Origin of the sequence: Carboxylicivirga fragile (assembly GCF_050589805.1) — a bacterium.
GTDB classification, from domain to species: Bacteria; Bacteroidota; Bacteroidia; order Bacteroidales; family Marinilabiliaceae; genus Carboxylicivirga; species Carboxylicivirga fragile.
Genome location: NZ_JBNGOY010000022.1, coordinates 59,159 through 72,754, shown reverse-complemented (window position 1 = coordinate 72,754; position 13,596 = coordinate 59,159). Strand labels below are relative to the sequence as shown.

Sequence of the window (13,596 nt, the reverse complement as noted above, 5' to 3'; positions counted from 1 at the left end):
GAGTGTGATTTACTTGTTTAAAAACCAGATATTCAGTATCTTACAAAAGATTCCGATATCATTTTGTAATACATACGAATATCAAGGTAGACAGTAAAAATACTCAATTATTTGAGTTGTTCAAGACAACAACAGGTTGGCACAAGGCCAGAATTAAATGCCTGATCATTATTATTAATAGCATGGTAAAGCTACAAACCGTTTCATATGTGAAAATAGCCCAAGGTTTTAGTGGATCTGTGGCACATGAATCAAGCCTGAGGCGTGCACAACGATTCTTTGCAGAGTTTGCTTTTGACCCATTAATTTTCACTAAGCTTATTTATAGTCTATTGCCAGAGTATCCTCCTTATATGCTCAGTATGGACAGACCCAATTGGAAATTTGGTCAAACAGATATTAACATATTAATGTTGAGTGTCTGCTATAAAGGCGTTGCTATTCCTTTGATATGGAAGCTTCTTCCTAAAAGGGGCAACTCCAATGCCAAGGAGCGCAAAGAATTATTGGGCAAGTGCATCAGCTTCTTTGGCAGCAAAAGTATCAAGGCGTTCATGGCAGATAGGGAGTTTATAGAGGAGCAATGGTTTGAAGATCTTATTCGACAAAAGATCCCATTTTACATTCGTATCCGTAATAATATGATGATACAACGCCATGGTACGCCTGCCATTAAAGCCTTTTGGTTGTTCAATAATATAATGACTGGGACTTACAAAAATTGTGGTAAGCTCTATTATCTTGGTAAGAATCTAGTATACCTATCAGATGCAAAATCTTTAAACAAAATAACTGGGAAAGTGGAATTTACCATTATTGCTTCTTTTAATAAGGATGATCAGGCTATGGTCAATTACAAAGAACGATGGCAGATTGAAACCATGTTTAGGGCAATGAAATCTAGTGGATTCAATATGGAAGATACCCATTTGACAGACTTAGTGCGCATATCCAAGCTTTTAGCTGTTGTAGCTATTGTTTTTGTATGGGCATACTTAGCTGGCATTGATAAATATATAAACATTAAACCAATCAAGGTGAAGAAACATGGCAGAAGGGCAAATAGTTTCTTTAAATATGGGTTAATAAGAATTGTACATGCATTAAATAATCCGCTAGATAATAAAGACTTAGAGAAATGCTTTAATGTTTTGTCATGTACTTAGAGAAAACTGTCTAAAACATATAAGTAGCAATCTAATGAAATGCCAATTAGAGAAAATGTATGTTAGTCGACAAGTTTATTTATTGCATTTCCCAAATTATATTATTTGTTTTATCTTTGTTTTAGGTTAAATGGTTTCAGAGAGACTAAAATGAGACCTACTATTTTTTACTTTTAGAAGGCATTAATTATAAGCGCATTATAAGGTGGGTTCAAGTCCCGCCTCGAGTACTACTTATAAAAAGCGTTTAAAACGAAAGTTTTAAACGCTTTTTTATTTTCAGAAAACTTCAAATAAAGTGGTTAATACAGGTGTTGAAAGTGACCAATACGTGACCACCTCCTATTTTGCAGAAGTAGTCATCTGATTACTTAATTCATTGGTAGCCACATTGTAATTTGACTCATATTGATTTAGTTTGAACTTGGTTTTGTGTGGAATCCTTAAGAACTTTACGTTTTTGCATGACCATCGAGACCACAAAATTTATTATTATGAGGTTTTATTTAAATTTCGAACTCAGAAAATCCAGAGTTGGTAAAGACGGTACTTCCCCTATTTATCTTCGACTTTTATTTAAGGAAAGAAGAGTTGATTATAATCAAATAAAGTACACGTAACGAGTGGTTATTTGGACGTATTCAATATTTCATGTATTTTTACGTGAAATTTGATTATATCCAAATATACATGAGCTATTCTCTAGAAACATTACGGCAAATTAACTACTGGGAAACAGAACCGAACTTTAACCTTGGTTTCATGAGGCATAAGTATACCAATGTTATTTGGCATTCTTTGGGCAATAAGCTTATAAAGGTTATTATCGGTCAACGTCGTACAGGCAAGAGTTATATAGTGCGCCAACTCATTAATAAACTTATAACAGAAGAAAAAGTTAATACTAAAAATATATTCTATCTTAATAAAGAAATGTTTGAGTTTGAAAACATTCAAACAGCAAGCGATTTATCAGAAATCATTAAGCTATATGAGTCAACATATAAACCACAAGGTAAGGTTTATCTCTTTATTGATGAAGTCCAAAATATTAGTGAATGGCAAAAAATCATCGTTTCACTCGCGCAGCATACTGTAAAAGAATACGAAATTGTTATTACTGGCTCTAACTCTAAGCTTTTATCTGGAGAATTAGCAACCTTACTATCCGGAAGATACATTGTGACCGAAGTTTTTCCATTCTCTTATTCTGAATATTGTGAAATCAAAGAATTAAAAAACTCAAAAGAAACTTTTATCCAATATATATCATCAAGTGGATTGCCTGAAATCTTCAATCTTTCATCAAACGATACTATTGTACATTATTTTCAGTCATTAAAGAATACGATTCTTTTAAAGGATATTATGTACAGACATAAAATTCGAGACTATGTTCTTCTTGAAGATATATTTCTATTCTTACTACATAATGTTGGCAACATGACTTCCATTCCCTCAATTCTAAAGTATTTTAAGGATAAAAATAGAAAATCGGACTACACTACAATCTCTCAATATATCTCATTTATGCAGGATGCATACATAATTCATGAAGCTCCAAGGATGTCTATCAAAACAAAGGAATTATTATCTGGAGAGAGAAAATATTTTGTTAATGATCTTGGGTTCAGGAACTACTTATACCCTAGCCTGATTAATGACATTGGAGCTATACTTGAAAATGTTGTGTATACCCATTTAAGAACAGCTGGATATACCATTAAACTTGTGGTTGGAAAGGGTTATGAAGTTGATTTTGTTGCAGAAAAAGATAATAACAAACAATATATTCAGGTTTCGTATGTAATGCCTACAAGTAAAACAATTGAGCGTGAATTTGGAGGTTTAGAAAAAATAAAAGATAACCTACCAAAATATGTTATTAGTATGGACGACTTATTGATTAGGCGTGAAAGTGGCATTGTTCATAAACACATTTGGGACTATATTTATGAATTAACCCTATAAATAGAATTTGATTCGGTAATTTCGACTTTAAGTTACAAGTTGAGAATGCCGTCGAAAAAAAGCATGGAAAAAAAGTCTATCAAAAGTGACTCTACGACCGATTACAGACCAATTTAGGTGCTGAATAAAAAAAACATGCATTACTTGTTGCTAAGAAATGCGTGTTGAAATACGTATTAGTTTTATAAAGTATTGAATGTATAAGCTATACTGCGGAGAGAACTTTCACAGAAAGGAGTGTAGCTTTATTCATAAAATTAGTGTTTCCTTAACATTGAAATTAAGGTAAACAAGAGGTTCAATAATATATTCGCGGCTAGAATAAAATATTATTAAACCTAAGGATACATGCAACGAGGAACAATGCGATTTCGCTTTACAATATTAACAGTATTGCTCATAATTACTTTTACTTCAATAGGCTTATATACTCAACATGCTCTTTCGCGAATAGAGGTAAATAACCTGACGGAAAACCAGCTCTATCAACTTGAATCACTTATGCTACAGATGAGACGTAACGAGAAAGATTTTCTTGCTCGGGAAATTTCTAATCCGGATTTTTACATTACGAGAGAAAGCAAATATTTATCACGCTTTGAGCAAAATCATCACAAAGCTATTAGCTTGATAGATGAACTCAAATCTTCGGGTAGTATTCAACGCAATCAAATGGCATTAAAAATCGATTCTATTTCTACATACCTTAAACGTTATCACAAGATATTCTTTACCATCAAAAATGAATTATTGGTTCAAGGTTTTAAAGACTATGGCTTGGTTGGACAAATGCGCGAAGCTATTCATAAGATTGAAAACACATTAAAACGTCAGAATGATGACAAACTAATGGTTTATATGTTGATGAGCCGTCGCCACGAAAAAGATTTTCTAATAAGAAAGGACTTAAAGTATAAGGATAAGTTTACTGAACATCTTGTTGATTTTAAAATGGCCATAGAGCGTTCTGCATATACGCAAGAAGTAAAACAAGAGATGCTAGTGTTATTAAATGACTATGAAGATACGTTTGTTCGTATGGTAAGCAAAAAAGAAGAAATTGGATTAGATGAAAAATCAGGGCTAATGGGGCAGTTGCGCTCACAGGTTCATCAAGTGGAGCCATTGTTAAATGAATCTAAAATTGTACTTATGGCTGCCATAAAACGCAGCACCCGAAACACTAATCTAATGACACTTGCCTTTATTGTTTTTGGAGCGAGCGTGGTAGTATTCTTTAGTATTTACATTTTTAAAGGAGTACGTAAGTTATTGGGGGCAGAACCCTTTGTGGTTGCACAAATCGCGCAACAAGTAGCCGCTGGTAATCTGGTTGTTGATGACGCTCTCAAACAGGATTCTAAGGGCGTATTAAAGGCTTTTGTGATCATGATTGATCAGTTGGAGCAGCTCATTCATAAGGTAGCTATCGTTTCCAATCGCTTAAATACAACTGGGCAGGCGTTAAGCTCCTCATCTAAAGACTTATCACATGGGGCTCAGTTGCAAGCCAGTTCATTACAGGAAATAGCTACCACAATGGAAGAAATAAGTGCTAATATCTCACAAAATTCTATTAATGCACAACAAACCAACCAAAGTTCTAAAGCCACTAAAGAAGAATTAGTGCAAGTGAATAATAATGCCTTAGACTCTTTATCAACAGTGCGTCGTATAAACGAGCAGGTATCTACCATAACAGAGATTGCTCAAAAAACCAACATATTAGCACTCAATGCTGCTGTTGAAGCTTCACGGGCTGGGGATCATGGTCGTGGTTTTTCAGTGGTTGCTCAAGAGGTACGTAAATTGGCCGAACATAGCAAGCAAGCGTCTGACGAGATTGTAAATCTATCTTCCAATAGTTTGTCCATAACCGAAGTAACCAGTAAACGTTTATTAGTGTTGTTGCCTGAATTAAATACTAATAGTGAGCGTATTAATGAGATTTCTAATGCCAGTACTGAACAATCAAATGGTGTACAACAAGTAAGTTCTACACTTCAACAAATTAATCGCATTACACAGGAAAATGCGCATGCATCTGAACACTTAAATTCCAGTGTAAACGAACTAGCTAAGCAGTCCGAAGAATTATTAGCGACTATTAAACGCTTTAAAATCCGACAAGCTGTTTAGCAGTAATTCTATCTTTTAATTATTCTTCCCTATCTATTGCAAAGCCTGTAATCAGGATACCGGGCTGCTTCATTTTCTTGTTTCCTTTTTTAACAATTCGCGAAGTGTTTACTATTTTCAGATTTGTTAAGCCATCGGCACCTTTCGATCTGGCATTGCTTACAATTTCATCAAGTAGCTCATTAACATTACAGGCTTTAAACTCTTTTTTGTAGCTGCTCGATGATGAATAGTAGATGTCATCGTTAAACATGTCTTTGGCTTTTGTTTTTTCTACTTTTTGTTCGCCACTGTAACATGAAACGCTGAGTAGGCCTTTGGGTGCAAATTTGCCATTGTAATCATTGATGCTTATAAAAAAGTTGGCTTGAGAGTAGCGATCAAAATCAATGTAAGTGTCAAATGAGTCGTAACTTGGATAGGATGCACACCCAGCTTGAGTTAATAAGATAATTATTGAGACGATAAGAAAATTTTTCATGATAGTAGGTTTAAGTAATATTTAACATAGATTTTTTAAATGTCAGAATCAAGAGCTTATGCGTAATATTATTGTTGCTTCATTAGGATTATGCTTTAATAGTTTTGTAAATTTACTCTCAGGCATATCGCACAAGTATGATGCCACAATAACTTTTGACTGACCTATTATGTTTAAATATTTTCTCATACTAAGCTTGTGGTTCATATCTGTGACTGCTATGACTACCAATGTTAAGGAAGATCGGCCAGCATGGTTAGATAAATCGTATCGATATCAAAACTTTTCTCCCTCGCGATTTTTTATCGAATTCAGAATTGTTGAGCATGTAAAGCGTTCTGTGCGCACAGATGCGGAATTTGAATTGGAGAAGAACCTGAAGCAAGCTTTAGCTCAAAATATTTATTCCGATATCAGATCAGAGAAAGCCTTGTGGCAGAATGAGTTGGTGTTTATGGAGCAAAATAGTCATAATGAGCGTTTCATAAATAAGGTGAGCATTCAAAGTGATATTCAATTATTAAATAGTGATGCCCAAACCTATTACAATAAGAAGGAGAAACGCTTATATGGCTTCATATATATTGAGAAAAAAGTGCTTGCTGAACATTACCATGAATTGCTTAGCAAAGAAGTACACATGCTAAAAGCTCAATTAAATGCCAATGGTTTTAAGTACCAATCTGGCGATGTAAATCGACAATTAATTCAAGGTCTGGAACAAAGGTTTGATATTATTAATAAACTGAGTACAGTTATTATTTCATGCGGTGCTACTATTTCGGAACTTGAAATGCAGGCAATTTCTGAACTAAGAGTAGAGATTGATAAGGCTTATCAGTTTTTAGATATGCAGGCTTTTAATTTAAAGTTGAAGGAAGCACAAAAGCAGTTGTTGAATAAGGATTATGAAATGGCCTACCAAAGCTATCTTCAATTATTGTTAGTGCAGCCTGATGATGCGCGTGTGCGAGCTGGGTTAAATGAGTCAAGAATGTCGCTGGAAGCTTTTTATATGAATGAGATAGCTTCGAATATAAATCGTGAAAATTATCATCAGGCAATAATTTACTACGATGGTTTATTCTCTCTGATTCCTTCGCTGCGCCCTGACCATCAGGAAATATATAGTGACTTGGAGCGTAAGGCATATGATTATTATGTGGAATCTTTGAAGGATGCCATTAAAGCAAAGGATCTGGATAAGATGAATAAAGCTCTTGGTGTTTTGGAAAGGTATAAACATATTAATACAACTCAATACGCACGATTAAAATCTGAAGTTGAAGAAGGTCAGGCATTTTATTTATACGAGCAAGCTAAAAATGATTACTATGATGGACAATATGAACAGTCTATCAAAAAGCTAAGAAAAGCTTTGATTCTTGATGACGGAGATTATACCTATAAGGCTCAATTGAATAAAGCACAGAATCGTATTTATGAACGTAGATTGCATGCCCTTAAAATGACAAGGCCACATATTTATTGTTTTCAAGTTGGTGCTGGAGCGCAGAATAACTTTAATATGCTCGATAAGTATTTAAACACGGAGGATTTTACCTCTTCATTAATGGGAGTGTACACGGTGAGTATTTATCGTAAGTTTGGAATTAAAGATAGGGTGCGTAGTAATGGTCATGATCGTTCGCGAGCTCGTTTGGCTGGGTTTCGTTACACATATATCAATGCGAGAAATGCTGTTGTTGCGGATGCCGATGTTGGCACAAACACCTTGAAAGGCATCCAGGAGTTGGAGTTTGTTTACGGAATATCAACAGGCACCAATATTGCCCTGGGTATGGTGTCGCATGATCTACAATTTGAAACCATAGAAAATAACCAGTTTTTGTCAGCCACTTTTTCTAAGCGAATTTATTTCTCACCAATCGAGTTTTCGCTCGATTTAAAAGCTTATATCAACGAGAAGAATGTCTACCCGGTATTGCGATTGAGTGGTTTTGTAAACCTTAACTTCAAACGTAAGATTCAGCATAGTGATCGTAAGCGATTGAGGGCTGAGGTTGAGCGTGAATATTAATTCATAATTGTTAATTAACTTTAATTAAGGCGTTAAGGTGAAACTTTTTATTTGTAAGTGCCGTTTACTAGCGTGAGTATTAGTTAAAGGTAAATTGGGAATTAAAACTTGTTGATATGCTAATAATACTAATAATAACGGCGATTTTTGTGAAGTTGGGTTGGATCGATGTTCCAGTATTTAGAAAGTACTATTTGAGTAGACGTTATTTTGTAGCATATCCAGTTTTAATTCGAAAGTAATTTTTTTCATAAATAGGGGAGGAAATGAGCATGTTATAATTATATGCTCATTTTTTTTGCGCTAAAAAGTAGGGTGTCTGCCAAATTAAACGGTGTATTGATAAAAGAGAAATTAATAACTTAAAACAATACATCATGAAACGATCAATATTTCTTTTAGCAATAGCACTTTGTCTTAGTTCATTATCAATGGCAGTAACTCCAGTAGTAAAACAAAATCAAGTACAACAGCATAAAAGAATTGTTAATGGAATTACAAGTGGTGAACTAACAAGGTACGAGGTACGACAACTGGAAGCTCAGCAACATAACATTAATAAAACCAAAAGAATAGCAAAAGCGGATGGCGTGGTAACTAAAAAAGAAAGATCAATTATTTATGCCAAACAAAAAAAGGCCAATCGCAACATTTATTTTAAAAAGCACAACAATAGAAATAGGAAATAAATAAGTTTACCAAACTAATATTAAGACCGGAAGTGCCAGCTTTCGGTCTTTTTCATTTCTGCTAAATCTTTTAACTTTTTTTCAGCTATTGCCTGCAAACTAATGTATATGGGCATTGTTTCTAATATATACTGTTTTATTAGCGACTAATAGCTATATAGATTTTCTCATTGATTACTAATTAAGTATTTTTACGCGACTTTAATGTTAGATCAATAGAGAAAGTAAAAGAAAAATTAAATATTATAAGATGAATAAAAAGACAATTCTTGTCATTTTAGACGGTTGGGGATTTGGAGATAAGTCTAAATCAGATGTTATTTCACAAGTTGAAACACCTTATTGGGATTCACTTTTAGCAAAGTACCCATATTCACAATTAGAAGCCTCAGGAGAAAACGTTGGGTTGCCTGATGGACAAATGGGTAACTCTGAGGTTGGTCACTTGAATATCGGAGCAGGTCGTGTGGTATATCAAGATTTAGTAAAGATTAATCGTGCCTGCGCCGATGGTAGCATAGCCGACAATAAAGCTTTATCTGAAGCTTATGCTTATGCCAAAGAGAACGGTAAAAAAGTTCACCTTCTTGGTTTAATGAGTAAAGGTGGTGTTCACAGTAGTCAGGCGCATATTCATACTTTATTGGATGTTGCTAATAAATATGGTCTAAATGATGTCTTTGTTCATGCATTTATGGATGGCCGAGATACTGACCCACGTAGTGGTAAAGGTTTCATGACTGAGCTATTGGAGCATATGGATAAGTCAACTGGTAGTGTAGCAACCGTAACAGGTCGCTATTATGCTATGGATCGCGATAATCGTTGGGAACGCGTTAAAGAGGCATACGATGTTATGGTTGATGGAATTGGAACTAAATCAGAAGATTTATTAGCTTCTATCCAGGCTTCGTATGATGCTGAGGTAACCGATGAGTTTATCAAACCTATTGTTAATTCTTCGGTTGATGGTAAAATAGCTGAGGGTGATGTGGTTGTATTCTTCAACTTCCGTAACGACCGTGCAAAAGAATTAACCATTGCTTTAACACAGAAGGATCTGCCAGAGCATGGCATGAAAACCATTCCTTTGCATTATTGTACAATGACTCCGTACGATGCTAAATTTGAAGGATTGCATATTCTGTTTGATAAAGAGAACGTAAAACAAACAATTGGTGAGGTTGTATCAAATGCTGGATTGAAGCAGTTGCGTATTGCCGAAACTGAAAAGTATGCTCACGTTACATTCTTTTTCTCGGGTGGTCGCGAGGAAGTATTTCCAGGAGAAGACCGTATCTTGGTTAATTCGCCTAAGGTAGCAACATATGATTTGCAACCTGAGATGAGTGCTTTCGAAGTAAAAGATAAAGTGGTAGCTGAATTAAACGATAAGAAATACGACTTCATTTGTCTGAATTTTGCCAATGGTGATATGGTAGGGCATACAGGTGTGTATGATGCCATTCAGAAAGCTGTTAAGGCTGTTGATGATTGTGTTGAAGGAGTTGTTGAAGCAGCCAAGGAGAATGGATACGAAGCAATCATTATTGCCGATCACGGTAATGCTGATAATGCAGTTAATGCTGATGGTTCTGCAAATACAGCTCACTCATTAAATCCGGTACCTTTTGTGTGGATTACCGAGCAAAATGGTAAAACGGTTAATGGTGTGTTAGCAGATGTTGCACCATCCATTCTTGAATTAATGGGTGTGGATCAGCCAGAATCAATGACTGGTAAATCGTTGATTAAATTGAGCTAATCAGAAATACATATGATATAAAGCGGCAGCTAATTCAGGCTGCCGTTTTTTATTACGCCTTTAGCTCAAAAGCTCCCTCATCAACCTCAACGCCATTTATTATTAGGCTGATTAAGTGATCACCCATATGATATTTCCGTGTCGACACTATCTTAAATGATTGTCGTCGGGTAATATTAGTAATCGAATTAGGTGCATATTCCTTTTCACTTATTTTAAATACTTTCTTGGTATGAGTTCCGTTTTTCTTCAAATAATAAATAGCGTACTCCAAACGAATTAATTCACTTTTAGTAGATTGATTGTGTATTTCAAAACTAAATCCCAAGGCATCGCCAACACGCACCTCATGCCTTAGTACCTGGAAATTCCTAATCTCAATATCATCGATAGCACCGAAACCAAATAATTGCATCAATTCCTGGTTGCCGGCTTTAAGAAGCGTGCGACTAGCATGTTTAACTATCCAATCTGTTTCTTTTGTTTGCCCCTTCCATTTTTTAACAATATCGATGGTTACCTGCGGATTATCTTTCGAAATATCATTCAGGTTATTGGCCACACTTTTACGAACATATTCCGAAGAATCATTTTTAAGATTCTCTAAAATAGATAAGATAGGATTCGGATCTCTTTTCAAATCACGAAGAGCCATCCCCCAGGGCAGTCGCGATCTGCATCCTTCTGAAGCAAGCCGCCTGACGTGGTGATTCTCATGCTTAGCCCATCTGAGCATCTCCATTAGCATTTTATCACCATACTTGATAATAAATGGACGTACTGCAAATTCGCAAGTGGTAAAGGGTGTTATTTTTTGAAAAGCTTCAACGGAGGTAGTAAAATCATGTAAACCGTAATTCTCGATGTAGTTAGGGATAAGCATAAAAACCAGGTCGGGATATTTTACCTTAGCCTCAACCTTATTAGTCTTTAGAGATGCTATTATTTGTAACAGTTGATCTACACTCTTAGGATAATCCCTTGTCAAATAAGTAGCCAATACCTCCGAAATATGGTACATGCGTTGTTTTAACTCAAGGTCGTCCCATTCTGATGTAATAATTTTGTTAAGAAATTGCTCTTTATTAAAATCATCTAACACATCATCTAATGCTTCGGTAAAAACATCGAAGAATTGTTTTGAGTACAAATTTTTAAACGGTTCTGCCATCGATTTTGTATAAAGTTAAAAGCATATCAAAATAGGCAAGAGATAATGAAATTGCAAAATGAATTATTAATGAGCGTATAAATAAAGAGCCCACCAAGTTGGCAGGCTCTTCAGATAGACTAAAGGTTTAAATAAATAGGACAATATTTTTAGACCGCTTCAACACACATGGCAATTCCCATACCGCCTCCTATGCATAGAGTAGCTAGTCCTTTTGTTGCCTCGCGTTTTTTCATTTCATGAACCAAGGTAGTAAGTACGCGAGTACCACTTGCTCCAATTGGGTGACCTAAAGCAATGGCTCCCCCGTTTACATTGGTAATATCAGGGTTCATGTTTAACTCTTTCATAACTGATAAGGATTGCGCAGCAAAAGCCTCATTTGCTTCGATTAACTGAACATCATCAAGCGACCAACTTGCTTTATCCAAAGCTTTCTTAACGGCCTCGACCGGACCAATTCCCATAATTGCCGGATCGGTTCCATGCCATGCGTATGATACAATCTTAGCCATAGGCGTTAAATTGTACTTTTCACAAGCCTCTTTGCTGGCAACGATAATTGCAGCGGCTCCATCATTAATACCAGATGCATTAGCAGCTGTTACTGTTCCATCTTTTTTAAAGGCAGGACGAAGTTTCGCCAAAGAATCAGCTGTTACACCAAAACGAACAAACTCATCTTGCTTAAAGATGATCGGATCTTTTTTGCGCTGAGGAATTTCTACAGGAACGATTTCATCAGCAAAGCGATTGTTATTAATAGCTTGTTCTGCTTTATTTTGCGATTGAGCAGCAAAAGCATCCTGTTCCTCTCTGGTCAAGTTGTATTTATCAGCTAAGTTTTCAGCTGTATTACCCATGTGGTAATTGTTGAAAACGTCTGTCAAACCATCCGCTATCATTGTGTCAATAAGTGCACCGTCACCCATTCTGTATCCAGTTCTGGCTTTTGGTAAGATGTAAGGAGCTTGCGACATGTTCTCAGAACCTCCAGCAATAATTAGTTCAGCATCACCTGCTAGGATAGTTTGTGCTGCCATTGCAATGGTACGTAAACCGGAACCGCAAACCATGTTAATGGTCATTGCCGACTTCTCTTTAGGGATACCTGCTTCCATAGCAATCTGGCGCGCCACATTCTGACCATGACCAGCTTGTAGTACTGATCCCATTAGCACTTCGTCTACTTCAAAGCCATTTAATTTATTTCTTTCCAAAAGAGCTTTTACAACGGTAGCTCCCATTTTTGCCGGAGAAACTGAAGCAAGTGCCCCACCAAAATTACCTATTGCAGTTCGTGCTGCGTCAATGATATAAATTTCTTTCATTATATTTATTTTTAGTACGAAGTCCGATGTTCGGAGTCCGAAGATTGTTCAATAATTATTTTCACCATTTGTGAATAGCTAACAGCCATTAGCTAGGAGCTAACAGCTTTTTTCTCCACCATTTTCTCTACTACAAAAGAAGCCACATTTTCAGGAAAAGTACCTCTTCCAAATCCGGCATCGTATCCCAATTCCAAGGCTAATTTGTTACTAATACGGGGACCTCCGGCTACAACAAGCATTTTTGATCGAACACCTTCGGCTTCCATCAGTTCAATCAAGTCAGTCATGTTTTGAATATGAACTTCTTTTTGCGTCACAACCTGCGATACTAAAATGGCATCTGCATTAAGCTCCACTGCTCTTTCAATGAGTTCCTCATTGGTAATTTGCGCGCCCATATTAATGGCTTCAATCATCGGATATCGCTCAAGCCCATAATGCTGGTCAAAACCTTTCATGTTCATGATGGCATCAATTCCAACTGTATGTGCATCGGTTCCGGTGCAGGCACCGACTACCACAATTTTACGTTTAATGTTTTCTTCAATGTAATTATTTACTTCGTAATAGTCCATTGTCTTTTCAATGGCTTCCACTTCCACTTTGTCGTAATCGAGCTGCTGGGTGGTTTTACCGTAAATAACAAAGAAGGTAAACTTATCGGAAAGAGGGTTGGAGTGTACTACTTCCACCTCATTGAAACCTAGTTTCTTTGCATACTGACGAGCTGCTTCATCGGCTTTAGCTGAGTGAGGCACAGGCAAGGTAAACGACAGCTGAATAGCTCCATCGTTCATCGTATCTCCATATGGGCGAATCATCATATTTTGTCCCTCCAT

The 13,596-nt window shown here is 36.0% G+C and carries 10 protein-coding genes; 6 read left to right on the top strand and 4 right to left on the bottom strand.

Going from position 1 to position 13,596, the window contains the following annotated elements:
- Positions 1–182: 182 nt before the first annotated feature.
- The 3 genes from ACRD7B_RS11440 (at position 183) to ACRD7B_RS11430 (ending at position 5,276) form a co-directional block, all read left to right on the top strand.
- Positions 183–1,166, top strand: coding sequence for an IS4 family transposase (locus tag ACRD7B_RS11440; protein ID WP_430824694.1), 984 nt, complete (start codon positions 183–185; stop codon positions 1,164–1,166).
- A 762-nt stretch (positions 1,167–1,928) separates the two neighbouring features.
- Entirely contained in the window at positions 1,929–3,137 is a 1,209-nt protein-coding gene (locus tag ACRD7B_RS11435; protein WP_430824693.1) for an ATP-binding protein, read from the top strand.
- Between the two features lie 348 nt (positions 3,138–3,485).
- Positions 3,486–5,276 carry a methyl-accepting chemotaxis protein gene (locus ACRD7B_RS11430; protein WP_430824692.1) on the top strand — a complete coding sequence of 597 codons (1,791 nt, stop codon included), beginning with the start codon at positions 3,486–3,488 and terminating at the stop codon, positions 5,274–5,276.
- A 19-nt stretch (positions 5,277–5,295) separates the two neighbouring features.
- Here ACRD7B_RS11430 and ACRD7B_RS11425 read toward each other — a convergent pair whose 3' ends face one another.
- Positions 5,296–5,757 (bottom strand): hypothetical protein, encoded by a 462-nt coding sequence (locus tag ACRD7B_RS11425; protein WP_430824691.1) that lies wholly within the window; start codon positions 5,755–5,757, stop codon positions 5,296–5,298.
- 169 nt (positions 5,758–5,926) lie between these two features.
- Here ACRD7B_RS11425 and ACRD7B_RS11420 point away from each other — a divergent pair, with 169 nt between their 5' ends.
- From ACRD7B_RS11420 to gpmI, 3 genes are all read left to right on the top strand, one after another.
- Positions 5,927–7,798 carry a tetratricopeptide repeat protein gene (locus ACRD7B_RS11420; RefSeq protein WP_430824690.1) on the top strand — a complete coding sequence of 624 codons (1,872 nt, stop codon included), beginning with the start codon at positions 5,927–5,929 and terminating at the stop codon, positions 7,796–7,798.
- A 377-nt stretch (positions 7,799–8,175) separates the two neighbouring features.
- Positions 8,176–8,487, top strand: coding sequence for a hypothetical protein (locus tag ACRD7B_RS11415; protein WP_430824689.1), 312 nt, complete (start codon positions 8,176–8,178; stop codon positions 8,485–8,487).
- Between the two features lie 250 nt (positions 8,488–8,737).
- Complete coding sequence (gene gpmI / locus ACRD7B_RS11410) at positions 8,738–10,252, top strand: 2,3-bisphosphoglycerate-independent phosphoglycerate mutase (RefSeq protein WP_430824688.1); 1,515 nt, start codon at positions 8,738–8,740, stop codon at positions 10,250–10,252.
- A 52-nt stretch (positions 10,253–10,304) separates the two neighbouring features.
- On the opposite strand, the gene ACRD7B_RS11405 is transcribed toward gpmI, so the two are convergent.
- The 3 genes from ACRD7B_RS11405 to kamE form a co-directional block, all read right to left on the bottom strand.
- The gene (locus ACRD7B_RS11405) at positions 10,305–11,423 is read right to left on the bottom strand and encodes a DNA alkylation repair protein (RefSeq protein WP_430824687.1); all 1,119 of its coding nucleotides are present in this window, start codon (positions 11,421–11,423) and stop codon (positions 10,305–10,307) included.
- 149 nt (positions 11,424–11,572) lie between these two features.
- Entirely contained in the window at positions 11,573–12,754 is a 1,182-nt protein-coding gene (locus tag ACRD7B_RS11400; RefSeq protein ID WP_430824686.1) for an acetyl-CoA C-acetyltransferase, read from the bottom strand.
- A gap of 92 nt (positions 12,755–12,846) precedes the next feature.
- The gene (gene kamE / locus ACRD7B_RS11395) at positions 12,847–13,596 is read right to left on the bottom strand and encodes a lysine 5,6-aminomutase subunit beta (RefSeq protein WP_430824685.1); all 750 of its coding nucleotides are present in this window, start codon (positions 13,594–13,596) and stop codon (positions 12,847–12,849) included.